The sequence below is a fragment of the Chroococcus sp. FPU101 genome, assembly GCF_017312365.1.
Classification (GTDB): domain Bacteria; phylum Cyanobacteriota; class Cyanobacteriia; order Cyanobacteriales; family Microcystaceae; genus Chroococcus.
In genome coordinates, this window is sequence record NZ_BLJI01000002.1 from 265,918 (window position 1) to 289,216 (window position 23,299).

Genomic DNA, 23,299 nt, shown 5'->3' on the forward strand with positions numbered 1-23,299 from the left:
ACATTTTAAAAATTTTACAATACAATTCAAAAACAAATCAACAAGAGCCAGCAGCAAGATTTTATGGAGAAAAACTATCTCGTCTACACATCACATTTATCCATGAAGCCCGATTCTGCTCATGAAATTCATGATGTTATGTGTGCTAATGCGGCTAAAAATTTAGGTTATTCTTCTATTTTTGCTTATCCAAATTATGAGCCTCCTTCAAGCAAAACTAAACAATGGCTTTTTCCATCTACTCCTCAATTACCTACTCAAGCGTTTAAAGAATTTTATAATGTTGATGATGGATTAAAAATCACTCCACTTCCAATACCGAAGCTACTTGATAAATATAAAAATAGAATTATAAATCCCTATAAACTTGTTTATCAATATTACTTACCTCTTCATATTATTCCCACAGCAAAAATCGTTCATACCAGAGATTGGAGTTGTGTCAAGGCAGCAGTGAAAAAGAAAATCAACGTTATTTATGAACGCCACTACTTTGAAGAAAGAGTAATGGAACCTAAAATTACTAATAGTCCCTATTTAAAAATTGCTATCACTCAATCAGATTTAATTAAAAAAAGTTTAATTGAATTTGGAATGCCTGAACACAAAGTATTTAGCTTACATAATGGTTTTAGTCAATCTTTTTTAGTCAGAGAACCAGAAGCGGCTCAAGAATGGCGTAATAAACTTTTAAAAAATAACCGTCAACAGTTAGTGATTTATTCTGGTGCTTTATATTCTTTTAAAGGAATTGATGTTTTAATTGATGCTGCAAAACATCTGCCAAATGTACAATTTGCTGTGACTGGGGGCACACCCGAACAAGTAGAACACTATCGTCAATCAGCGAAAGATAAACAAGTCGATAATATTGATTTCTTGGGCTGGATTTTACCAAGATCTAGTTTAATTAGTCTGTTACAAGCAGCGGATATTCTAGCACATCCTCATTGTTCAGGACATTCAGCAAGCTTCACTAATCCTGTAAAATTCTTTCAATATATCGCTGTCGGTGTGCCAATTGTTGCCACAGAAATTGAGCCTTTAATGGAGTTTAAAAAGTCTCCTATTGTTGGGGCTTGGTGTGAGCCAGATCATCCAGTCAAATTTGCCGAATGTATTAAAAAAGTTCTTCAGCAGTATCCGAGAAAAGTTGAAGGTTACGCGGAAAATATTTCATTTGCTCAACAATTTACTTGGGAAGCCAGAAGCGCGAAAATTTTGCAACTGGCTAATCTTTAAATTAGATTTTCATCATCAAATATCTTAAGTTTATTCTTCGTCAATTAACCATGCAGCTTTATTATTGTAAATATCCCGATGGTCGTCAAAATTTCGGTGATGCACTCAATCCTTGGATGTGGCAACAACTTTTACCAGACATCATTAATGATGAAGATGATGGGGTGACTTTTGTCGGAATTGGAACTTTAATTCACGAAGCATTACCTAGACGCACTTCAAAAGCTAAAAAACGGGTCATTTTTGGAACGGGGGCAGGTTTCCCTGGTTCGGAATACAAAAGTATGCCTCAGATTGATGATTCATATACCATTTATAGTCTGCGTGGCCCATTATCTGCAAAAGCATTACAGGTATCCGAAACTTTAGCCATTACTGATGGAGCCATTTTAGTTAGACGATTATTTGATTATCATCAGCCGAAAAAGTATCGTTTTTCCTATATGCCTCACTATAATTTTGCGGGTGAGGGATGGGCGCAAGTATGTCAAAATCTGGGTTTTGGTTATATTGATCCTAGTTCGCCAGTTGAAGAATCTTTAGCACTTATCAGTCAAACCGAAATCTTGCTTACTGAAGCGATGCACGGAGCCATTTTAGCTGATGCTTTTGGAGTTCCTTGGATTCCGATTAAAACTGATCCCAGTATTTTAGACTTTAAATGGCAAGACTGGTGTTTATCGGTGGGTGTGGAATATCAACCAGTGTCGATGTCTCGCTATCATCAACCTCGTGGCACTTCAGGAGGATGGTCAAAAACCGATTTATCTTCAAAAGATCTGATTTTAAAACCTGTACGACAAGTACGGGACTGGTTACGACAAAAACAGGTGATGAGCGAGTTTTTAAAGATAGTTCAAACCGTCAAGCCAACCTTAAGTAAAGACGATCGCACTGAGCAGTTAACCAGACAAACTGAGGACAAGCTAGAACAATTTAAGCAAGATGTCAAAGAAGGAAAATTTCAAGTTTATAGCAAGCTTTAGATGGAGGATAAAAATTCACTCTTTAGATAGATAATTGGCTCTATCTATAGGGTAGAGGTGAATTAAAACAAAATTACTTGCTTATCTTGTTTTAGGATTAATTTTCTTAGGATTCCTCAAGCTCATAAAACGCTCATTTTAGATAAACTAATGGTTAGATCCTTAACTTGAGAGCTATAACTGTGACTCATCAGATAAATTTCAGACTATCTGAAATCATATTTGTTGGCGATAGCCAAATGGCGACATTAATGCAATCATATGATTGGTCAACTACGTCAATGGGTCTAGTTGAAACATGGCCACAAAGCCTTAAAACAGTTATTCGTATTATCTTAGCTTCCCCTCATCCGATGTGTATCTGGTGGGGACAGTCGATGATAAATTTCTATAACGATGCTTATATTCCTCTTTTAGGGCAACGTCATCCTCAACCTTTGGGTCAATCTGCTTTTGATGTGTGGCCAACAATTAGACAACAAGCTGAAGCCGTTCTCAATGAGGGAAAATCGTTCCAAAATGAAGATCAACTACTAATATTAGATCGTAACGGTTATTCAGAAGAAACCTACTTTACTTTTTTTTATAGTCCTTTACTAGATGACGATGGTCAAGTGGGAGGCGTATTCTGCACCGCTACTGAAAACACTAAACGAGTCCTGAGCCCTCGTCGTATACACACACTAGACCAACTCGCACAAACAACCACAAAAGCAACAACGCGAGAATCAGCAAATCAAGATGAGAATGAAAGATTAACACAACTGCAACAAGAAGCCCAGACGAGCAAACAACAGCTTAAAAGCATTTTATCGAGTATTAGTGATGGTTTTTATGTCTTAGATCGCAACTGGCATTTTATCTATGTTAACGATCGCCTGTGTGAAATGGCGGGGATGCAACGAGAAGAAATGCTTGGGAAAAGCATATGGGATTTATTTTCTGACGCTGTTGATACCGATGTTTACGTGCAGTTCCATCGAGCATTACAAGAGCAAATACCACTCCAGTTTGAGTATTTCTATTCTTCTTGGAGTCGTTGGTATGAAAACCGAGTTTATCCGTCATCTAATGGAATATCTATTTTTGCGGCTGACATTACCAAACGCAAACAAACAGAACTTTTGCTGATTGAACAGAAACAAATCCTAGAATTGATTGCAACAGGGCAACCTTTAGAAAACTGTCTTCAAGCCATATGTAACTCGATTTCTAAGCTAAATCCCCGCATCCGTGCCTGTTTCTTGCTCGCCGATGAAAGAAGAGCGGCCTTTCAATGCCTTATCACTCCAGATCTTCCGCCATCTTTTGGACAAGGGATTAAGGGTGCGCCGATTAATGAATTATGTATTGGTACTTGTGGTACAGCCGTGTATTGTGGTGAGCCGATCACTTGTACTGATATCGTTAATGATACTCGCTGGTCTCCAGCATGGCGGGAATTATGTATCGCTCACGGGATACAGGCGTGTCATTCTAGACCCGTGTTTAATGTAGAAGGATTAGCTCTTGGCTCACTGATGCTGTGCTTTGATGAGGCGCGGCTGCCCTCTGAATGGGAATATCAACTTGCTGACTTTGGGACACAAGTGGCTAGTATTGTCTTTGAGGACGATCAATCCAATTTGGCCCTACGCAAAAGTGAAGAACGGTTAAGTTTAGCGATCAACAACGCTGGGATGGGGACTTGGGATGTTAATTTACAAACACGCCATACCATCTGGTCAGAAAACCATTTTGCCTTGTTGGGCTATGAACCTGTAGCCAGTGGTGAAGCGACCTACGAAATGTGGGGCAGCCGAGTCTATCCAGATGATTTTAAACCCGTGCTTCGGGCCATGAAACAGGCCAAACAGACGCGATCGCTCTACAGTTCAGAATATCGCATCATTCGAGCCGATAATGGTGAAATTCGCTGGTTAAAAGAATTTGGGCGATTTATCTATGACGAGATGGGGCAAGCTGTGCGCTTTATTGGCATTTTCTTTGATACTAGCGAGGCCAAACAGCAGGAAACCGAACGCCAGCAAATCGAAACCGCCCTTCAAGAAAGCCAAGCTTTATTAGAAGCATTTATGCGCTATTCCCCTGGGGCAACCTATATTAAAGATGAAGCAGGACGTTATCTGTATGTCAATCCATTAAACGAACGTATCTGCAATCGCCCTTTAGCAGAATGGTTAGGCAAAACCGATTTTGAATTATTTTCTTTCTCACAAGCTCAACACTGGCACAATCATGATTTGATGGCTCTCGAAACAGGACAAGCGATCGAGGTAACAGAAACCTTTACAAAAGAAGATGGCGAACACCATTACATCTCATTTAAGTTTCCCATTCCTCAATCAGATGGTAGACAACTACTAGGTGGAATTTCGGTGGATGTGACGGAACGCTATCTGACCGAAATCGCACTTCATCAAAGCGAGGAACAACTTCGACTAGCCACCGATGCCGCTAATTTAGGAATGTGGTATTGGAATGTAGCCACTGATACACTGACTTGGACAGACCGAGCAAAAGCCATGTTTGGTTTACCAGTAGATACCAAAATGTCAATGCAGGTGTTTTTAGAGGCTATACATCCAGACGATCGCTCCTTTGTGCAAACAGTTGTCAGTGAATTGAAAGCGGGTCAGGTGTATACAGAAATCGAGTACCGAACGCTGTGGCCCGATGGTACAGTCCGTTGGATCTTGGCTAAAGGTGATTGTGCTTATGATGCTGAGGGAAACCTGACGGCAACGCGGGGTGTATTAATCGATATTAGTGAGCGGAAGCTTTCAGAAGCTAAAATCGCCGCTAATGAAGCCAAACTAAGCAGTTTTGTTGAAGCGAATGTGGTAGGCATTCTCTACGGTGACATTTACGGGAACATCTGGCAAGCGAATGATGAACTACTCAGAATCGTTGGCTATACAAGAGAGGAGCTTCAAGCAGGACGACTTCGTTGGATTGATATCACACCCCCTGAGCATTTACCACTAGATGAACAAAAAATTGCCGAAGCCAAAGCGAATGGTGCTTGTACTCCCTATGAAAAGGATTACATTCACAAAAAGGGTCATCGGGTACCTGTTTTGGTGGGCTATAGTTTGGTTGGAGAAGATAGAGTAGAGTCGGTGGCGTTTATTCTCGATTTAAGCGCACGTAAACAAGCTGAAGAAGCATTACGTCAAAGTGAAGCTCGTCTGAAGCAATTGGTCGAACTGAATTTGCTTGGTGTTATGTTTTGGGATACCGATGGTAAGATTCTAGATGCTAATGATGCTTTCCTTAATTTAGTGGGTTACACTCGCGAAGATTTACAAGCGGGACGAGTTAACTGGAGAGCGATGACACCCCCCGAACAACTCGACATCAGTGAATTGTCTTTAAACAGGATGCAGCAGCAGTCATCCGACGCGATTGAAAAAGAGTATATCCGTAAAGATGGAACACGTGTACCTATTTTGTTAGGCGGTGTGATGTTTCAGAATTCACAAAATCGAGGCGTTAGTTTTGTGGTGGATATCAGCGAACGTAAGCAATCCGAAATGCGTCTACAACAACAAGCCTCTAAACTAATACAATTGAACGCAACTTTGGAGCAAACCACCGCTAAACTAATTGAACGCAATCAAGAGTTAGATCGTTTTGTTTATACCGTTTCCCACGATCTCAAAGCTCCTTTGCGCGGTATTTCTAACCTCTCACAATGGATTGCTGATGATCTAGAAGGACAACTAGACGATGAAAATCTTCGCCAAATGAAGCTTTTGCAAAATCGAGTGGTTCGTATGGAAGCTTTGATTAATGGTTTGCTGGCCTATTCTCGGATTGGTCGTACTGAAGTCGCTACAGAACCCGTTAAAGTTGGAGAGTTACTGAATGAGATTCTGGATTCTCTGATCATACCACCTACTTTTACAATCTATGTACAGCCCGATCTGCCAACTATTTTGACTAAAAGATTGTTGTTATCCCAAGTCTTTTCTAATTTAATTAGTAATGCGATTAAACACAACGATTGCATCGATGGACGAATTGAAATTAAAGCGAATTTAAAAGACGAATACTATGAATTTTCAGTGAGTGATAATGGCCCTGGTATCGCCCCAGAAAATCATAATCGCGTTTTTGATATTTTCCAAACCCTCAAAGCGCAGGATGTCCCAGAAAGTACGGGAATCGGTTTATCAATTGTCAAAAAAATTATTGAAACAGAAGGAGGTACGATTGTTTTAGAGTCACAATTAGGTGAGGGGGCTACTTTCCGTTTTACTTGGCCCCTAAAACCCACTTAAAGTTCAGATAAGATTGAGTTTGACAAAGGAGTGACTGAATATTGTCCAAATACTCTAAGAATTTCCGTATGGGTGGCTAATTCGGTTAAAGCTTCTTCAGTCAGATGATTATTTTCGACTTCTAGATCGATAAAAAATAAATATTCTCCTAGCGATCGTCGAGTGGGGCGTGACTCAATTCGTGATAAATTAATCTCTTTACTGGCAAAAATCTGTAACGGTTTGACTAAGGCCCCTGGTACATTAGCAGGGACACTAAAACCCAGAGTAATTTTATTGCCAACAGTATTAGGATTTAAACCCACAACCCAAAATCGCGTACAGTTATCGGGATAATCATTGATATTCGTCGCTAAAACTGGTAAATCGTATAATTTTGCTGCACGAGGAGACGCAATAGCAGCCGATGTGGGATCTTGATTAATGAGGGATAAAGCTTCTGTTGTAGAATTAGTGGGAATTAGCTTGACTTTTGGTAAAGAATGTGTAAGCCAGCGTTGACATTGCGCTAAAGCTTGTGGATGGGAATAAACTGTATCGATGCCTTGTAGCGATGTACCTCTAGAGAGAAAAACATGAGGAATCGGTAAAACTAACTCTTGTTGAATTTTGAGTTGTTCGAGTTGCCAGAGGGTATCTAGGGTAATCGTCACGCTTCCCTCGGTTGAATTTTCTACTGGTGCAACCGCCAAATTAGCCTCTTTTGTAGCGACAGATTGGATCGTTTGAGCAATACTTGAACAAGGATGCAAAATAATCTTTTCATCAGTTGTATCTGCCAAAATACGAGCGTAGGCTAAAGCTGCGGTTTCAGTATTCGTTCCCTGCGGGCCAAGATAAGCAAGCGAGATCGCCATAAACGTAAATATGAGTCGATAATACTCTACTTTAACCCCTTTAGAACGGCTTTTGTATTAAGTAGTTTAAACATCAACACGCCTCGTCGAAAGTGTAAGGCTACTACCATAGCTGCATTCTGTGAAACGTTGACCTCAAAGTAGCGTGGTGAGGCATTCCAGCTATTCAGTAAAAAGAAGATATATTGATATTATTCTAATAGGCAATTGTCAAGATAAATTAATAAGAGGAATCATGATTAACAAGCTTAAATCTATGGTCAAACAACTACTTTTTACCTCTTCTGATGAAAAACGGCATTCTTTGGTAGGATCTTCTCAACTTTGGCAAATGAAGCGTAATTTTCAGATTCAGTTCCTTAAAAGCGTTGGTTTACAACCCGAAAATTATTTATTAGATATCGGTTGTGGAACATTGAGGGGTGGTATTCCCTTGATTAAATATTTACAAAAAGATCATTACTTTGGAATAGAGGCTAGAGAAAATGCGCTCTTAGAAGGTCGAAAAGAAATTAAAAAGTTTAATCTTGAGGAGAAAAACCCGACACTGATTTGCACAAAAGATGTTTCATCACTCACATTAGAGCAAAAATTTGATTTTATTTGGGCATTTTCTGTTTTATTTCACATGAGCGATGAGATTTTAGATAGTTATCTATCTTTAATTAGTAAGAGCCTGAAAAATGATGGGGCTTTTTATGCCAATGTAATGATTTATAATAGTTTAGATGAAAAAAGTAAACAAACTGGAAATTGGAAAGAATTTCCGGTGATGAATCGCACTTTAGATTTTTATCAAGAATTAGGACTACACCATAACCTAGGCTTTGCTGAACTAGGGACACTAGCAGACTTGGGTCATCTTTCAAACACTGGACAAGATCAACAAAAAATGCTCAAATTTTGGAAAATTTGAATTTTTTGAGCATTATGGAATTTGTTGAATTCCTAAATATTACGTTAAAAAACAGACTAAATTAGCACCAGAGATCGGTTATCAGGCAGTTAAAGAAAATAAAAAACACAAACGGCACATTTTAGCCGATACTTTGGGCTTACTATTAATGTAGTAGTTACAGCCGCTAATCTAACTCAAAAAGCGGTAGTCTGGCTTGTTCTCATCGAAATTAACACTCATCTCCTAGTCATCCTTGTTGTGCTAAACAGCCATTGGTTAAGATTTTATAGAATAAAACTTCTATGGCTCAAAATAATGGTATTCTAACTTACGTTTCGCGCATTTTCTAACCTTGGACTTTTGTCAGAGCAAAATCCTTCGCACTACGATCAATAATATAGAGCCAACTTAGGGGAAAACGGATGAAAGGCTTAATTGTGCCATCTCTAGTGATTATAGCAACAGGAATATTTGTAGCAGTTGCCTATGCAGACTCAGAGCATGATGCGACAACAGTCGAACATACTCAAGTTACGCAAGTGCTAAACCATTAAAATGATGTCGAGCAATACCAATCTAACAGACTAAATTAAATAATGGGATTAATTTAAGAGTAAAGTTTCCAACTGATCGAGAATTAGATCGGTAACACACTTAACTCGATAAAGACAGGCATTTGTCTGAGTTGAGCGAAACGTTCCATTCTCCCAGTATTTATTACTTCCCGCACCTCCCCCACAAACACCAAAATAGGGGCAGGTTTCTCGACAGGATCTCACACCTGCTTGCATATCCTCATAAACGCGCCAGAATTTTTCCGTATGACAGGCTGACTCGAAAGAACTAGAAAGAACATTACCGAAAATAAAATCCCCGTAAGTTTCCGTTTTCACTGAAAGTAATTCGGGATCGAAGGTCGAAAAATTCCCCTGATGATCGATATTGATGATCATAAAGGGACGATTCATATCGGTATGATCTAAACGTGCGTCTGCGTAAATGAGACTACAAAGCGTTTCAAATTCCCTAAGTTTAAACTTTCCTTCTGTTTGTGTGACTAACTCCCAAAACCGCCCCATGAACTCACGATAACGCTGTTCGATTCCAGATTTATTGAGCGAAGAAATCGGATGAACTCCCTCGCTTTCTTCCATATTAAAACCGACATCAATAATTCCGTTTTCCCAGAAAAAATTAAAAATCTCATCAGGATAATTTAAAGAATCTTCAGTTAAAACGGCGATCGCATGAACCTCAATCTCGTGTTTTTGTAAAAACGAAATCCCCCGTAAAGTAGCCGCATGACTTCCCAAACCTTTTCGGGTTTTCCGATGTGCGTCATGAAGAAAAGCAGGCCCATCGATACTCACCCCGACATAAACCGAATGTTTTTTAAACAGATCACACCAAGCGTCATTAATTAAGGTGGCGTTTGTTTGTACAGAGTGGCAAAAACCGTAACCCTTGGTATTATATTGATGACTCATCGATTCGATCAAGGGGAAAGCGGACTCATAAAAGTCAATGGGAACAGCTAACGGTTCTCCTGCGTGCCAACAGATCGTAAAATCATCTTCTAAAAAACGGCTTGTAAAAATTGCCTTGAAAATCGGTTCGATTAACTCTAACGATAGAGTATTTTTTAAATGACGATTCGGTAGATAACAGTAATCACAATCGAGATTACAAAAGGATGTTGGTTGAACGACCACTAAAGTGATCGGGCCAAAATCCGACCAATTTAATACAGAATTTCTCATCTTCTTAACGACGATTTAAAAAACCGCCCCCCGGTCTAGCGTTCCCAAAACCGCCACCATTGAGCCAACTGGGTCGATAATTATAAAATCTACCAAAATCTGACCAACCGTTACGCCAAGGTCTAGCATTAGCAAAACTGCCACGAGATCCATCTGCCCAACCTCCTACACGACTATTGACCCAACCTCGATTACCCCTACCGTCGCCCCAACCGAGGGCTTGTAGGGTGGGATCTTCTTCAGGATTCGGCATTTGATCGATCCGTTCTCGCATAACGGAGGAGAGACGGCTTAAACGTGCTTCGATCGTCATGGGTTGCTCTGTAGTTGCCTGTGCGGTCGATGGAAGGTTCAAGGCGGCTATAACCAGAAGAAAGCCAACTAAACCCGTTTTATTACTGATAACCATGTTATGTAATCCTGTTATTTGCTTGTTTGCGGGTCAATTTGAGCGTGTTCGATGATGGTAAAACTAAAAAACCCTTTTAGGAGTTCTGAGGGAATGGGTACGAGTCCATCTGCACCAAACCAACGATTAATATTTGTAACAGTAGTGGCATCTTCCGTCACATAATCTTGCATCATCTTAACGATCGAATAATTGACGATATCGAGAAAGGTAGAGTTATTTTCGGGAACCATACAAGCCACTCCAAAACGAGCGTAGGGGTCTTCTGGCACCATTTTAAACTCTTTCGGATTCTCTCGAAGAATGCTACCTGCCAAAGCGACGCTATCACCTGCGATCGCGTCTATTCTGTTGGTTTTCAGGGCTTCTATTCCCTCCTCTACTGTTGCGTAGGTAGTGATAATAGTCACGTTCGGTTGTACTAATTTTAAAGCATTCTCAGCGACGGAATTAGGCACAACAGCAATCCGCTTACCTGTCAAAGATTCGGGAGTAGATAGATCGACTCCTTGTTTAGTTAACAAACGAATTCCAGAGATAGCATAACTGGTGGAAAAATCGACGACTTTCGCTCGTTCCCAAGTGAAAGCAGTATCGCAAGAAATATCAATTTCACCGCTACGAAGTTGAGTGATTCTCTGTCCTGGGTCATTTGCCTCGATCATCTGTAGAGTGACTGGCCGACCGAGGGTTGTCTGTAGGTTTTCTCTGACTCTTTCGAGAACATCGATCGAGTAACCGACTAATTCCCCTTTATCATTGATGTATGAATAGGGAATTGCATCAAAGCGTGTTCCTACTGTTAAAAATCCAGTACGAGCGACCTTTTCGACGACCGTTTCTGCTTGAACTAGACTCGGTGACAGAAACGGTAACAATAAGCCAAACCAAGCCAACTGTAATATTTTTTTCATATTTGAGCGACTTTTACCCTATTTTCTGTAACTATAGCTGAACTGTTACAAGCGTAGTCGATTGCTCAACATTTTTTTAGTTATTGCTCATTCAACGTTTTGGCTCTTTTGTCAAACAAATTTAAGAAAACTTCAAAATACTGGTCAAAATTCTTTAAAAAACCAAATTTTTACCGTAATACCTCAAAAAACAGTATGATGACTGAAATATACTTTAATAATTGTTAAAGAATTGTAAAATAAGATTAATATAAGCAACGAATCTGAGAACAATAAATGTCTATGGAAGTTCGTTTTACCGCATCAGAATCAGTAGAAATACGGGTAGAGGAACAAACTGTACCCATTCAACATTATCTAAGACAACCGCAACGTCTAGTCAATGCGATCGCTGATCCGAAGTTAATGGAAGCTTTATCAGAAGATTTATTTTTACTGAAAATGCGTCCCCTTAACTTTATGGACATTTATCATTTTCAGCCGACTGTAGTTTTAAAGGTCTGGTCAACCCCAAAAGGAACACTTTATCTACAATCCCAAAGTTGCGAAATTCGTGGGATTGATTATATCAATAATCGATTTTTCTTAAATATTACTGGAATTCTATCACCCCAACAGCGTCAAGATCAAACCTATTTAGTTGGTCAAGCAGACTTAGAAGTTAAAGTGGCTTTACCTCCTGCTTTGTGGTTAACACCAAAACCTCTATTAGAAGTGGCAGGAAATGGACTACTCAAAAGTGTTCTCGTTCGCATCAAACAAAGAATACTCAGCCATCTCTTAAGCGACTATCAGCAGTGGACAAAAGATGAGCCGTTATTGGAAGGTTTACCGACTCAAACACTACCCGTTTTGGAATAAATTTACCTTAAAAGCAATTTTGTTCATTAGGAGAACGAATTGGAGACAACTAGGTTATATTGGGATCATCAAATCTTAAATTTTTCTTAAGCTTGCTCAATGACGCTCCTCATTCTTGCGTTAGCCAGTTGTACGGGTTGTTTTTTAAGTACCCTTGCAGGTGGTGGTAGTCCTCTAATTCTTATTCCAGTTTTAGGCATATTTCTCGACTCATCGGTTATTCCTCCCGTTCTTACGGTTGGTATGTTTATCGGCAATAGTCAACGGACTTATTTATATTGGAACAATATTGATTGGACACTGACTAAATGGTATGTACCTGGTGCGATCATTGGTTCAGTGATTGGTGCCTTTATTTTTACTAAAATACAGTTTGAGTGGTTATCTTTAGTCTTTGGAATCTTATTAATCCTATCGACACTGAGTTATGTAGGTAAAGGAACAAAACCCTCATTTTCAGTACAAGCTTGGCACTTTCTCCCAGCTGGAATGATTTATGCTTTCTTATCGGGTTTAGTCGGAAGCATGGGGCCCATTTTAAATCCCTTTTATCTAAATTATGGACTCGATAAAGAAGACCTGATCGCTACAAAAGCCTTTCATATGATTATTGTTCATTTTGTCAAAATAATTGCTTATATTGCTTTTGGAGTTATGACAAGACCCACTTGGGGATATGGAATATTATTAGGGTTAGCCGCTTTACCAGGGAATTGGTTCGGACAAAAAATCTTAAACCAAATGAGTCCCCAACAATTCCGCCAAATGGTCATGAGTTTTGTTGGTGTGAGTGGCATGATCCTAGTTTGGGAACAGCGACACATTTTTTTACCGTAAACTATAAGAAAAACTCAATAAGCGTAACCATAATGAAGGATATCGCTTTTCTAACCAAGGTTGAGCATCTTTTAGCCAACTTCTAAACCACGGACTAAATAGAGCATTTTTGACTCCATCTAGCGTAAAATCAGCATATGACCCTAACCAACGGATCAGATCTTTATTTCCAGCCATTTCCAATATCCAGAGTAATAAGGCGGGATTTTTTCTGGCTGCTTTGATGGCTAACCGAGTAAACATCATCCAGTTAGTTTTATCTTTAATAAAAGTATCGGCGACTTCTGGGGGTTCATCCGCTAATAAACCAAAAAACGTATTTAACATCGAATTAATACGCTGTGGGGGTAAAGTTTGTCCCGTCGGTACCATCATTCCTTTAGAAAATAACCAAGTTACCGCAACATTACTTTGATAGGCCCGAATTAAGTCTAAATTTTCCGCTTTGAGTAAATCATGTTTTAAGGCTGTATCTAGAAGATGGGTTAAACGGCCTAAATTCCGTACCAGAGAACCAAACCCTGTAAAAATGAGAGGAGACTGGAGAGAAGCCGCGTCACCAATGGATAATAAACGATTATAGGAAATTTTGCGATCGCTTTTACTGGTACTAAAATGACCTGGAATATAACCAAACGTCGGCTTTTTCCACGTTAGTTCATCCATATTACAACGTCGATACTCTGGCAAAATCGTAAAGAAATCTTCATACATTTCCAACAATGAACCAGGGTTATCGGGATGGACTTGATGATAATGAAATAAATAAATCGTTAATTCGTCTGCTTCTGCGGGAAACAATTCCCAAATTAACTGTCGTCCTTTAGATATATCGCCATGTGAATTTAAAACATCGCCGTATCTACTATCCCAAACCCCAGTATCAAACCCAGAAACCACCGCGCCAACCGTTGGGCAAACACTATCAAAAGCGCGAATTCCGTTGAGTTGCCAAGCAATAGGTGAAGCGGTTCCCATCGCATCAACTAACAGCCTTCCTGTGGCTTGTTTTTCTTCTCCTGTCACAATATGCTTTAAACTCACGGTGACTTGTTGCGGTTCGATGTCTGCTTGAAGAAACTCGGTTTCGTCCCAAATTTCTCCCCCTACTTGTTGTAATTTTTCGCCACACAACTGAAGAAGTTTTTCTGAATTAATGGCAATATTTAAGACGGTGGGTGTATGTAGAATAGCTGCTTTGAGATGAGGAGGGTTATTACCATCGAAAAACTTACTATAGCCGTCTACATATTCTCTCGCGATAACTTGTTCAAATTCATCGCTAGTAAACAAACCTAAATCGATTAAACACTGAAACTCTGAGCGTGAGATATTCCATTCACGGTTCATCCGTCCAAATGCTAATCTTTCGATTAATAAAACACGATAGCCCAAACGCGCCATCACTGCCGCATGAATCACCCCTAATGCGCCACCAATATAAATTAGATCATAGGTTGGAGTAGAATTAGAAGCTGTTTCTTTCGTAAAAATGACAGGTTTAGGTGTTTGAGGGTTAGCGACACTTTCGCGCCAACGTTTTTCCCACCAGTACACCCGTTGTAAGTCATATTCTCCTTTGGGCATTTTTTGGAAAAAATGTACTGTTTTAGGGTAATGTGGTGCTAAAGCTTCAAAAATATTCGCCTCAGAATCAATTTTGGGTAAAGCAGGGTATTGAGGAGGAAATTGAGTTTCTAATTCTGCTAACAACTGCTGACAAATACGTTTTTGTTCTGGAGTGGGTTGGTTTTCCCAACAAAATACTTTAAGATAAGTGGTTCGTTGGAGTGACCAAACAAAAATAGATAATTCATTTTTTGGAATTTCGTTTGGTGAGGCTGAAGTATTTTGAGAAAGCTGTAAACGAATTCCATTCGGTGTTACAATTCTTAACCCTGTCTTAGGTTGCCATTGTTGCTGTAACCATTGACAGATCACCTCTGTATTTGGCGTAGGGATTTCTTTATAAATGATTTCTTGCATTGTTATAGAAAAGAATCAATCTATTAAATTACGGATATCCACCGAATCAATTCAGTAAAAAGTACGCTAAACTACCAGTTACTATAAATCATAAAAAAGTTTAAAAAATTTAACATTTTTGACCAAGTGAGTCTAGCATATCAAATCATTATGAATTATCCTATTCCAAACACTCCAGACGAAATAAACGCCCTACGTTATCGACCCGTTAATGGAGATGATATCTTAGCAGCGATCGCAGGTACGATCAAAATCGCTCGTTCTCAAGGACAATCTTTAGATGACTTAACGGCAGAAGTCTTAGCCGAAGATACTATCTTAGATCAAATGCAGCGTCGCTGGCTGAGTCAGATCATTACCCAAGCTTGGGCTATCTTACCCGAAATATCCTAACAACCTTTTTTAGACTTCGGTTTTCAAGGTTCCTATTAAATATAATAAAGCCATTCGTACCGCGACTCCACTGGTGACTTGTTGTGAAATCAAACTCACGATCGGATCATCCATCAAATCTGAACTAATTTCAACACCTCGGTTGACTGGGCCAGGATGAAGAACTTTTACAGAAGGTTGACAAAGATTCAAACGTTCTCTAGTAATGCCGTATTTAAGATGATATTCTCGCAGACTCGGTAACAAATGATTGGTCATGCGTTCTCGTTGTAGCCGTAAGGTCATGACAAAATCAGCATCAGCGATGGCGGGTTCTAGTTTCCAGTGTAAGAAAAGTTGACCTGTGTGTGAGGGAGAAGTTAACCCCGAAAAAAACTGCGGTAATAAAGTCGGTGGCCCTGCTAAATGGACATCGGCACCAGCAGCCGTTAAACTCCAGATATTAGAACGGGCGACCCTTGAATGTAAAATATCCCCAACAATTGCGATTTTTTTGCCCTGTAGCAGTTCTAAACGCGGATTCTCATCATCTAGTAAACAGCAGATGGTAAACAGGTCTAAGAGGGCTTGTGAGGGGTGTTCATGTTGTCCATCACCTGCATTAAGGATACTGACTCCAGATTCTAGGCGATCCATTTCTGCCGCGATCGCGTTACATACCCCTGCTTGTTGATGACGAATCACAAAAATATCAGTTCCCATTGCCAAATAGGTTTTAGCCGTATCGAGAATTGTTTCACCTTTCGTTAAAGATGAACTCCCTGGGGCAAAATTCAACACATCCGCAGACAGTCTTTTAGCGGCTAATTCAAAACTACTGCGAGTCCGAGTCGAGGGTTCAAAAAATAAATTAGTGACCACTTGTCCTTGCAAAGCGGGAACTTTTTTCGTGCGTCGTGAAAGCACTTCGCGGAAACTAGAAGCCGTCTGAAGTAAAGATTCATATTCTGCGGGAGTCCAATCCGCTAAACTGAGAATGTGGTGGCGAGTCCAAATAGCAGCCATGTAACAAACAGCAATTATTCCGTCTATGCTATTGTAGGACGTTTGGTTATTAGCATTAAAAGGAAATTTTTAAATGATTCGATATTCTATTATCAAAAAATTAGCTTTAACAGTTCTCTTATCAGTGCTACCTTTAAATATGGTGCTGGCCCAATCGACACCTACCAAAAATGACGAGGCTGACGCGGCCTTAATTTCTCCAGTTACTCAGATTGATTACGCCCCGTTACGAATTCTTTTAGCTACTCAACAATGGCGACAAGCAAACGAAAAAACCATAGAATTATTATTACAAGCAACTGGACGTGCTAAACAAGGTTGGATGCCGCCAGAAAGTTTAAAAAAAATCTCCTGTTGGGATCTTAAAACTATTGATGATCTTTGGCGAGAATATTCTAATAATCGTTTTGGCTTTAGTGTTCAGTTTCCCTACTTTGTTGAAACAGGAAACCGTCCAGGGCGACTGGTGGATGTCGAAGCGTATCAGAAATTTGGCGATCGCATTGGATGGCGCAACAACGGTGATTGGATTGTGTTTAAAGAAGATCTTAACTTTAGCTTAGATGCACCAACTGGTCATCTTCCTGCCCCTCGTCAAGAATATCAATTTGCGGGTGGTCGATTAGAATATACCACCCTCGCGCAAACAATGGTTAGCTGTGGGCTTGTAACTTATACTCCACCGCAGCCTTCCATTATACCTTAGCCGTTGCTTGCTCCATCTTATTTAAAGTTGGTTCGTAGGACGTGTCTGGAATCATCGAAGCAAGATCCGATGAAGCTTCACCCGTGATCAGACGCGCTCCTCTACCTTTGGTAAAATAATTCCAAGCCCACTCAAACATGACAATCAACTTATTATCAAATTCGATCAAATAATAAATATGGGCCCAAACCCAAATAAACCAAGCAATAAAGCCAGAGAGTCGCACAAATTTAAAATCAGCCACCGCCGCATTTTGACCGATCACAGCTAAACTACCTGCATCTGAATAAACAAACGGTTCTAGTGATTCTCCATTAATGCGTTTTGTAATTAATTTAGCGACATATTTACCCTCTTGAACCGCTACAGGGGCGACACCAGGTAACGGTTTATCACCCTGGTGCATAAAGTTCGCTAAATCACCAATGACAAACACATTCGGATATCCTGCCACACTAAGATCCGATTCAACCATCACCCGTCCGACTCGATCTAACTTCGCTTGGGTGCGTTGGGCAATAATTTCTCCCATTTTAGACGCTTTAACCCCTGCCGCCCAAAGAATCGTTTTTGCTGAAATTTGTTGAACGTCTTCTCCTACTTTAACCGTTACTCGATCCGCTTGAATATCGGTAACCATCGCCTTCGTCATCACCGTCACACCACGATTCGCTAAGGTTTCTTCAGCTTTTGCTGATAAATCGGGTGTATAGGGAGGTAATAAGCGATCTAAGCCTTCAATTAAGATAATTTTGGCTTCACTGGGATCAATTCGACGAAAATCTCCTTTTAGAGAACTATTTGCAATTTCAGTAATAGCCCCCGCTAATTCTACACCTGTTGGCCCGCCTCCCACAATAACAAAGGTTAACCAGGCTTTTTGTTGTTCGGGATCGAGTTCTTTTTCGGCGGCTTCAAATGCGGCAAAAATTTGACGACGCATATTAACCGCATCTTCGATCGTTTTTAAACCGGGGGCTAAGGGTTGCCAGTGATCATTTCCAAAATAATGATGACTGACTCCTGTCGCCACAATTAACGTATTGTAGGGGACAGGAGGATGATCGTTTAATATAACCTGTTGTTGGGTCGGATTAATATCAATAACTTCATCTAAAATAACTTGGGTATTTTGATGTTTTCTTAAGACAAGACGCAAGGGTGTCGAAATATCAGCAGGTGAGAGGGTACCTGTTGCAACTTGATAGAGTAGGGGTTGAAAAAGGTGAAAATTGCGTTTATCAATCAGAGTCACTTCAACAGGGGCATATTTTAAAGCTTTGGCTGTATTTAATCCCGCAAAGCCGCCGCCAATAATCACAACTTGATGTTTTTGGCTTAATTGATTCATGATTTTTAACAGAACTCGTTTTCTATTAGTTTAGAAGCACTTTCCCTAATAGACCGTCTATCTTGAACAATAATTTTAGCTTTCAACCACTATCTAACTATGTATTCTCGGTTCGGGATGAAGGTTAGACAAAATGTCACTTTCAACGGTGGCAAGTTCATCGAGTCTTTGTTCGATAACGTTCCGTTCAAAATAAGTATCGGCTAAAACCCAATAGACTCCATAGTGACGCGCTTCAGAAGCCATTAAACTACGATAAAATTTGGCTAATTCAGGTTCGGGACAATGTTCCCCTAATAATCCTAATCGTTCATGGGATCGCGCTTCAATCAGAGCCGTCATCAGCAAAGAATCTAATAAACGCACTGGTTCAGGGGGACGGACATGGGTTTTGAGTGTAGCACCATAAGGCGGTGGAGTTAATGGGGCTAGAGGAATACCGCGACGATCTAACCATTGGTTGACTTGTTCAAAATGTTCTAATTCTTCTTGTGCGATCGCTGTTAATTTTCTCACTAGAGGGGCATAGGAGGGATAGCGAAACATAAAGTTAAGTGCTGCACCTGCGGCTTTACGTTCACAATGAGAATGATCTAATAAAATTAAATCAAGATTAGCAAGGGCTTGATGTAACCATGCTTCTTGAGTGGAGGTCTTCAGTAAATTAATTTTGGCGATCGTTGAAGTCACGTTCGTTGCTAAACATTACAGTTTTGTTCTAGTTTAACTTTTTGAGCCAAACTTTTTGAAAATGGGAATACTAGATTATATATACAACCCGTCGCCCTGTTATCTTCTGTGGGAATTTCTATGACTCTGAGACGTATTATTATTGGTGATGTTCACGGACATTACGAAGCTTTGGTAGTCTTGTTGAATGAGATCGCACCGAATGACAGCGACGCGGTTTATTTTTTGGGTGATTTAATCGATCGCGGCCCCCAAAGTGCAGAAGTCGTTGAATTTGTCAAGACACATCATTATCGATGTCTACTGGGAAACCATGAACAAATGCTGTTACAAGTGATGGCTTCTCAGATGGTGACTTCCGAAATTTTCCAAGACTGGTTATATTGTGGCGGTTATCAGACCCTTTTGAGTTACAACTATAAAGTAAGCCAAGATCATCTAGATTGGATGAAAACCTTACCTTTGTATCTAGATTTAGGTGATATTTGGTTAGTTCATGCGGGTGTGCATCCAGACTTTCCCATCGAAGACCAAAGCGTTGAAGAATTTTGCTGGATTCGTGATGAGTTTCATTGTATGACTAAACCCTATTTTCCCGATAAACTGATTATTACAGGTCATACAATTACGTTTACGTTCCCTGGGATTGAACCGGGCTATTTAGCGGCGGGTGCAGGTTGGTTAGGCATTGATACAGGGGTTTATCATCCCTATAGTGGTTGGTTAACGGGTTTAGATATTAATCAAGAATTGGTTTATCAAGTTCAAACGAAAACACTTGAATTACGCAAATTTTCTTTACCAGAAATAGTATCTTTTGTCAAACCAGCGATGGTTCATGCCAAAAGAATGAAAGCATTAAGCTAAATAATGCAAAAATAACAATAGTTAGCATGATTGAATAAAGAGGGTTTGGTGAATCATCAAACGATCGTAATAAAAATTGGGACTTCTAGCCTCACTCATCCGACAACGGGACAATTAGCTCTTTCTACGATCGCTACTCTCGTCGAAACCCTAACGCAACTTAGACTTTTAGGGTATCGGGTAGTATTAGTCTCATCTGGGGCCGTTGGAATTGGCTGTAGTCGTCTTAATTTACAAGAGCGACCTAAAAAGATGTCCCTTAAACAAGCCGTTGCAGCCGTCGGACAAGGGCGACTGATGCGAATTTATGATGATCTCTTTAGTGGACTCGGACAAGCGATCGCTCAAATTCTCCTGACACGACGTGAGTTAATGGATCGCAGTTGTTATGTGAATGCCTACAATACTTTTCAAGAACTTTTTGAGCTAGGCGTTATTCCAGTCGTTAACGAAAATGACACTGTAGCCGTCGATGAACTCAAATTTGGCGATAATGACACACTTTCAGCCTTAGTAGCGAGTCTCATTGAGGCGGATTGGCTTTTTATTCTAACCGATGTAGCTCGACTCTATTCGGCTGATCCTCGTGTCTTTCCCCATGCTCATCCCATTAGTTTAGTACGTGCTGAGGAATTAGCCAAACTGCAAGTCGAAGCAGGTTCAACGGGTTCTCAGTGGGGTACAGGGGGAATGGCGACTAAACTCGCAGCAGCCCGTATCGCCACCAGTGCTGGGGTAAGAATGGTCATTACACGCGGTAAACAGCCCGAAAATATTAGCAAAATCTTACAAGGAGAAACACTTGGCACCCAATTTGAACCCCAACCCCGTAGCGGAAATGCCCGAAAACGCTGGATCGCCTATGGTTTACTGCCGATGGGTAAGTTATATCTCGATGCAGGGGCAGTTAACGCAATTTGTTATCAAGGAAAATCTCTTTTAGCGGCGGGAATTACTCGTATTGAAGGTGATTTCTCCGCTTCAGATGCCGTTCAATTATGCGATCTCCAAGGACACGAAATTGCTAGGGGTTTAGTGAACTACAATAGCAATGAAATTGAACGAATTAAGGGACATCATTCAGAAACCATCCCAGAATTATTAGGCTATGAAGGGGCTGAAACGGTGATTCATCGAGATAATCTGGTTGTTTTATCGTTTTCAGGTTAATTGATGTCAAAATAACCTCAAAAATTGGCAAGAAATCCATCAAAAAAGTCACATTTTAAAAATAAGTTGCTAATCTTGTGATAAAGTGACCAACGATTATTTAAGAATTTTGGAGTCAAATCGAAAATTGAACGATCGTTATTTTCTCTTTAAAGTTGTGATGTTCTCTACAAACGAAGAAATTAAATCGCCTTCTCATTATCGTCAAAGCTATTTTACTCTTAAAGTGCCATATCGTCGCATGAAACAAGAAATACAGCGCATTACTCGATTGGGCGGCAAAATCCTTAATATTACGCCATATGATCTTAGTTCTACTCTTCCGTGGTGGATCGAAATAGAAACCCGTGAACCGAATTGCTTATATTATTTTGGCCCTTTTGATGAACTTGATGAAGCTCGCTCCTATGAGTCGGGATATATCGAAGATTTACAACAAGAAGGCGCACAAGGAATACGTGTTCAATTAAAACAGTGTCATCCTTCAATACTGACTGAAGAACGTTAGCGTCTTAGTAAATTGGGAATGCCTTCACACCCGCCTGGAATCGTAGCGCGGGTTCTCTCTCCTCCCCAAGCACAACAATAATAACGTTGTTCTGCACTTAGGTTTCTTACATCAGTCAGATCCGCATTTTCGATCACAACCCCTGTATAAGCTCCCGTTTCATAATTAGGCGGATGAACCCGACTCCGAGGGCTGGCAGTTTGAACAGGGCCATAAAATAATGTAGCACCCTTAAGATCGGCTCCTCGTAAACTCGCTTCATAAAGAATGGTTCGTGATAGATTTGCTTTTACTAAATCACATTGACTTAAGTTCGCCCGTACCATATTCGCCCCACTTAAATCTGTCCAGCGTAAATCTTGTCCTTCGATGTCGGCTCCTGCTAACATCACGCCTAAGTCAACAACTCTAGTACCGTCAAGACGATCTTCTGCATAACCTCCTTCACCATCTAAAATAGGTCGCCCTAAAAAACGATCCCGTTTGAGGGGTGTTAGCATTCTCGACTGGCTTAAAAACCGCAGAATTTGAGCTTTACCAGAAGCATTCACATTACTGATAATAGAGGCTGTACGACCCTCTGCGATCGCTCTTTCTTGTGGCCAATCTTCTAAAAATCCCTCTTCATCTAATGCTAAATCAGAAATGCCCTGAAAATAAGCATCGATCGTTTGTTGTTGTGTAATGCGATTTTGTTGAATGGTTAAATCTTTGGATATGACATATTGCGCCCAAGCCACATAGACCGCTAAGATTGCGATCATAATCTGTCCGAGTGCGCCTACCCATTCCGCCCAAGAACCAAACTCATCATACTTAAAAGTATTGAGCCAAAGCGAAATCCGATTATAAACACCAAAATAATTGGCTAACACTGCTACAGAGGCGATGAAAACCACCGTAGCTAAAACACTACTTCGTTCTTTGGGCGAAAGATAGCGAATCAGCCAATCTTTAAAGGCAGGTAAAATCACTTGTAAAGCGAGTAAAATAGCCACTACCGCCCCAGAAAATCCAACCCAAGCCCACTTAAAAATTAAACCCACAATCATGATAGCGACTGCGGTTAATAAAATCTTAGGGCTAGTCGGTTTAATCTCTTTTAAAAAAGGACTACGCCGCGCCGTACTTTGAAAGGATAAAGGGGATAAATAATCAGCCCGCAACGGTTCAGAGGGATGAGTATTAAGTTCTTCATCTGAAGTAATTTTAAGATCTCTCCCGTTTAATTCTGGCGCGTTTTTTGGAGGACGTTTAGAAGTAGAGTCTGGATCGCTTTGAATAGTCATTGGATAGCTAATATTTCATTTAATTAAATGGTAATATCATTTTTCAAAAGCCACAATCAATTTGAAGGCTAGGGTTTCCTCTTTACAATTCTTGTAACTGAAGATTGATCAGATATTACGCAGTTAGCACAAAAAACAGATGGCCTCGCCGACTCTAGCTTTAATCCTCCTGAGTTAGTTGATCGCTAGGTACTTGAAGGTGCTACACATTGATTAGTTCATTTAGGTTTCAATTAAATCTATTTTTAATGAAAGACTGAACTGCTCAAAGAAAGTAGACATTT

At 40.2% G+C, this 23,299-nt stretch carries 21 protein-coding genes; 12 read left to right on the forward strand and 9 right to left on the reverse strand.

The features are described from left to right. Positions 1-102: 102 nt before the first annotated feature. From CFPU101_RS03920 to CFPU101_RS03930, 3 genes are all read left to right on the forward strand, one after another. The gene (locus CFPU101_RS03920) at positions 103-1,242 is read left to right on the forward strand and encodes a glycosyltransferase (protein WP_242577750.1); all 1,140 of its coding nucleotides are present in this window, start codon (positions 103-105) and stop codon (positions 1,240-1,242) included. A gap of 50 nt (positions 1,243-1,292) precedes the next feature. Then, entirely contained in the window at positions 1,293-2,228 is a 936-nt protein-coding gene (locus tag CFPU101_RS03925) for a polysaccharide pyruvyl transferase family protein (RefSeq protein ID WP_242577751.1), read from the forward strand. A gap of 239 nt (positions 2,229-2,467) precedes the next feature. Then, complete coding sequence (locus tag CFPU101_RS03930) at positions 2,468-6,514, forward strand: PAS domain S-box protein (protein ID WP_206814022.1); 4,047 nt, start codon at positions 2,468-2,470, stop codon at positions 6,512-6,514. Here the strand turns inward: CFPU101_RS03930 and pheA are convergent. After that, complete coding sequence (pheA, locus tag CFPU101_RS03935) at positions 6,511-7,371, reverse strand: prephenate dehydratase (protein ID WP_206814023.1); 861 nt, start codon at positions 7,369-7,371, stop codon at positions 6,511-6,513. The genes CFPU101_RS03930 and pheA overlap by 4 nt on opposite strands. 256 nt (positions 7,372-7,627) lie before the next feature. On the opposite strand from pheA, the gene CFPU101_RS03940 reads away from it, so the two are divergent. Together CFPU101_RS03940 and CFPU101_RS25945 are read left to right on the forward strand one after the other, a co-directional pair. Beyond that, positions 7,628-8,287: a cyclopropane-fatty-acyl-phospholipid synthase family protein gene (locus CFPU101_RS03940; RefSeq protein WP_206814024.1), complete on the forward strand. Its 660-nt coding sequence runs from the start codon at positions 7,628-7,630 to the stop codon at positions 8,285-8,287. 404 nt (positions 8,288-8,691) lie between these two features. Continuing rightward, the gene (locus tag CFPU101_RS25945; protein WP_277988730.1) at positions 8,692-8,823 is read left to right on the forward strand and encodes a hypothetical protein; all 132 of its coding nucleotides are present in this window, start codon (positions 8,692-8,694) and stop codon (positions 8,821-8,823) included. 48 nt (positions 8,824-8,871) lie between these two features. Here the strand turns inward: CFPU101_RS25945 and grrM are convergent, their stop codons facing one another. Genes grrM through grrP form a run of 3 tightly spaced genes read right to left on the reverse strand, consistent with a single transcriptional unit; the run spans position 8,872 to position 11,352 of the window. Further along, positions 8,872-10,029 (reverse strand): cyclophane-forming radical SAM/SPASM peptide maturase GrrM/OscB, encoded by a 1,158-nt coding sequence (gene grrM / locus CFPU101_RS03945; protein ID WP_206814025.1) that lies wholly within the window; start codon positions 10,027-10,029, stop codon positions 8,872-8,874. A gap of 4 nt (positions 10,030-10,033) precedes the next feature. Further along, positions 10,034-10,438 (reverse strand): GrrA/OscA1 family cyclophane-containing rSAM-modified RiPP, encoded by a 405-nt coding sequence (gene grrA / locus CFPU101_RS03950; protein ID WP_206814026.1) that lies wholly within the window; start codon positions 10,436-10,438, stop codon positions 10,034-10,036. 14 nt (positions 10,439-10,452) lie between these two features. Further along, complete coding sequence (gene grrP, locus CFPU101_RS03955) at positions 10,453-11,352, reverse strand: extracellular substrate binding-like orphan protein GrrP (protein WP_206814027.1); 900 nt, start codon at positions 11,350-11,352, stop codon at positions 10,453-10,455. 282 nt (positions 11,353-11,634) lie between these two features. On the opposite strand from grrP, the gene CFPU101_RS03960 reads away from it, so the two are divergent. Beyond that, a complete protein-coding gene (locus CFPU101_RS03960; protein WP_206814028.1) occupies positions 11,635-12,213 on the forward strand; it encodes a DUF1997 domain-containing protein in 579 nt (192 codons plus the stop codon). 99 nt (positions 12,214-12,312) lie between these two features. Beyond that, positions 12,313-13,050: a sulfite exporter TauE/SafE family protein gene (locus CFPU101_RS03965; RefSeq protein ID WP_206814029.1), complete on the forward strand. Its 738-nt coding sequence runs from the start codon at positions 12,313-12,315 to the stop codon at positions 13,048-13,050. On the opposite strand, the gene CFPU101_RS03970 is transcribed toward CFPU101_RS03965, so the two are convergent. Beyond that, a complete protein-coding gene (locus CFPU101_RS03970; protein WP_206814030.1) occupies positions 13,042-15,036 on the reverse strand; it encodes a flavin-dependent dehydrogenase in 1,995 nt (664 codons plus the stop codon). The genes CFPU101_RS03965 and CFPU101_RS03970 overlap by 9 nt on opposite strands. Positions 15,037-15,186: 150 nt before the next feature. Here CFPU101_RS03970 and CFPU101_RS03975 point away from each other — a divergent pair, with 150 nt between their 5' ends. Continuing rightward, positions 15,187-15,429, forward strand: a complete 243-nt coding sequence (locus CFPU101_RS03975) for a hypothetical protein (RefSeq protein ID WP_206814031.1) — start codon at positions 15,187-15,189, stop codon at positions 15,427-15,429. 9 nt (positions 15,430-15,438) lie between these two features. On the opposite strand, the gene CFPU101_RS03980 is transcribed toward CFPU101_RS03975, so the two are convergent. Beyond that, positions 15,439-16,434: an aspartate carbamoyltransferase catalytic subunit gene (locus CFPU101_RS03980; RefSeq protein WP_206814032.1), complete on the reverse strand. Its 996-nt coding sequence runs from the start codon at positions 16,432-16,434 to the stop codon at positions 15,439-15,441. 73 nt (positions 16,435-16,507) lie between these two features. On the opposite strand from CFPU101_RS03980, the gene CFPU101_RS03985 reads away from it, so the two are divergent. Then, a complete protein-coding gene (locus tag CFPU101_RS03985; RefSeq protein ID WP_206814033.1) occupies positions 16,508-17,140 on the forward strand; it encodes a GUN4 domain-containing protein in 633 nt (210 codons plus the stop codon). On the opposite strand, the gene CFPU101_RS03990 is transcribed toward CFPU101_RS03985, so the two are convergent. Both CFPU101_RS03990 and CFPU101_RS03995 read right to left on the reverse strand, forming a co-directional pair. Beyond that, a complete protein-coding gene (locus CFPU101_RS03990; RefSeq protein ID WP_206814034.1) occupies positions 17,130-18,491 on the reverse strand; it encodes an NAD(P)/FAD-dependent oxidoreductase in 1,362 nt (453 codons plus the stop codon). The two genes, CFPU101_RS03985 and CFPU101_RS03990, sit on opposite strands and share 11 nt — an antisense overlap. Positions 18,492-18,584: 93 nt before the next feature. Beyond that, on the reverse strand, positions 18,585-19,169 hold the full coding sequence (locus CFPU101_RS03995) for a tRNA-(ms[2]io[6]A)-hydroxylase (RefSeq protein ID WP_206814132.1): 585 nt from the start codon (positions 19,167-19,169) through the stop codon (positions 18,585-18,587). Between the two features lie 132 nt (positions 19,170-19,301). On the opposite strand from CFPU101_RS03995, the gene CFPU101_RS04000 reads away from it, so the two are divergent. The 3 genes from CFPU101_RS04000 to CFPU101_RS04010 all read left to right on the forward strand — a co-directional run bounded on the left by CFPU101_RS04000 (position 19,302) and on the right by CFPU101_RS04010 (position 21,726). Then, on the forward strand, positions 19,302-20,048 hold the full coding sequence (locus CFPU101_RS04000) for a metallophosphoesterase family protein (RefSeq protein ID WP_206814035.1): 747 nt from the start codon (positions 19,302-19,304) through the stop codon (positions 20,046-20,048). A 48-nt stretch (positions 20,049-20,096) separates the two neighbouring features. Continuing rightward, positions 20,097-21,218, forward strand: a complete 1,122-nt coding sequence (gene proB, locus CFPU101_RS04005) for a glutamate 5-kinase (RefSeq protein ID WP_374191927.1) — start codon at positions 20,097-20,099, stop codon at positions 21,216-21,218. A gap of 127 nt (positions 21,219-21,345) precedes the next feature. After that, positions 21,346-21,726 carry a DUF1816 domain-containing protein gene (locus tag CFPU101_RS04010; RefSeq protein WP_277988731.1) on the forward strand — a complete coding sequence of 127 codons (381 nt, stop codon included), beginning with the start codon at positions 21,346-21,348 and terminating at the stop codon, positions 21,724-21,726. On the opposite strand, the gene CFPU101_RS04015 is transcribed toward CFPU101_RS04010, so the two are convergent. Next, complete coding sequence (locus CFPU101_RS04015; RefSeq protein WP_206814037.1) at positions 21,723-23,015, reverse strand: pentapeptide repeat-containing protein; 1,293 nt, start codon at positions 23,013-23,015, stop codon at positions 21,723-21,725. The genes CFPU101_RS04010 and CFPU101_RS04015 overlap by 4 nt on opposite strands. Positions 23,016-23,299 lie beyond the last annotated feature (284 nt).

Bases quoted from the DNA above. Each gene is read 5' to 3' on its own strand.
- CFPU101_RS03920 (WP_242577750.1), top strand. From the start codon at position 103: ATGAAGCCCGATTCTGCTCATGAAATTCATGATGTTATGTGTGCTAAT.
- CFPU101_RS03925 (WP_242577751.1), top strand. From the start codon at position 1,293: ATGCAGCTTTATTATTGTAAATATCCCGATGGTCGTCAAAATTTCGGT.
- CFPU101_RS03930 (WP_206814022.1), top strand. From the start codon at position 2,468: ATGGCGACATTAATGCAATCATATGATTGGTCAACTACGTCAATGGGT.
- pheA (WP_206814023.1), bottom strand. From the start codon at position 7,371: ATGGCGATCTCGCTTGCTTATCTTGGCCCGCAGGGAACGAATACTGAA.
- CFPU101_RS03940 (WP_206814024.1), top strand. From the start codon at position 7,628: ATGGTCAAACAACTACTTTTTACCTCTTCTGATGAAAAACGGCATTCT.
- CFPU101_RS25945 (WP_277988730.1), top strand. From the start codon at position 8,692: ATGAAAGGCTTAATTGTGCCATCTCTAGTGATTATAGCAACAGGAATA.
- grrM (WP_206814025.1), bottom strand. From the start codon at position 10,029: ATGAGAAATTCTGTATTAAATTGGTCGGATTTTGGCCCGATCACTTTA.
- grrA (WP_206814026.1), bottom strand. From the start codon at position 10,438: ATGGTTATCAGTAATAAAACGGGTTTAGTTGGCTTTCTTCTGGTTATA.
- grrP (WP_206814027.1), bottom strand. From the start codon at position 11,352: ATGAAAAAAATATTACAGTTGGCTTGGTTTGGCTTATTGTTACCGTTT.
- CFPU101_RS03960 (WP_206814028.1), top strand. From the start codon at position 11,635: ATGGAAGTTCGTTTTACCGCATCAGAATCAGTAGAAATACGGGTAGAG.
- CFPU101_RS03965 (WP_206814029.1), top strand. From the start codon at position 12,313: ATGACGCTCCTCATTCTTGCGTTAGCCAGTTGTACGGGTTGTTTTTTA.
- CFPU101_RS03970 (WP_206814030.1), bottom strand. From the start codon at position 15,036: ATGCAAGAAATCATTTATAAAGAAATCCCTACGCCAAATACAGAGGTG.
- CFPU101_RS03975 (WP_206814031.1), top strand. From the start codon at position 15,187: ATGAATTATCCTATTCCAAACACTCCAGACGAAATAAACGCCCTACGT.
- CFPU101_RS03980 (WP_206814032.1), bottom strand. From the start codon at position 16,434: ATGGCTGCTATTTGGACTCGCCACCACATTCTCAGTTTAGCGGATTGG.
- CFPU101_RS03985 (WP_206814033.1), top strand. From the start codon at position 16,508: ATGATTCGATATTCTATTATCAAAAAATTAGCTTTAACAGTTCTCTTA.
- CFPU101_RS03990 (WP_206814034.1), bottom strand. From the start codon at position 18,491: ATGAATCAATTAAGCCAAAAACATCAAGTTGTGATTATTGGCGGCGGC.
- CFPU101_RS04000 (WP_206814035.1), top strand. From the start codon at position 19,302: ATGACTCTGAGACGTATTATTATTGGTGATGTTCACGGACATTACGAA.
- CFPU101_RS04015 (WP_206814037.1), bottom strand. From the start codon at position 23,015: ATGACTATTCAAAGCGATCCAGACTCTACTTCTAAACGTCCTCCAAAA.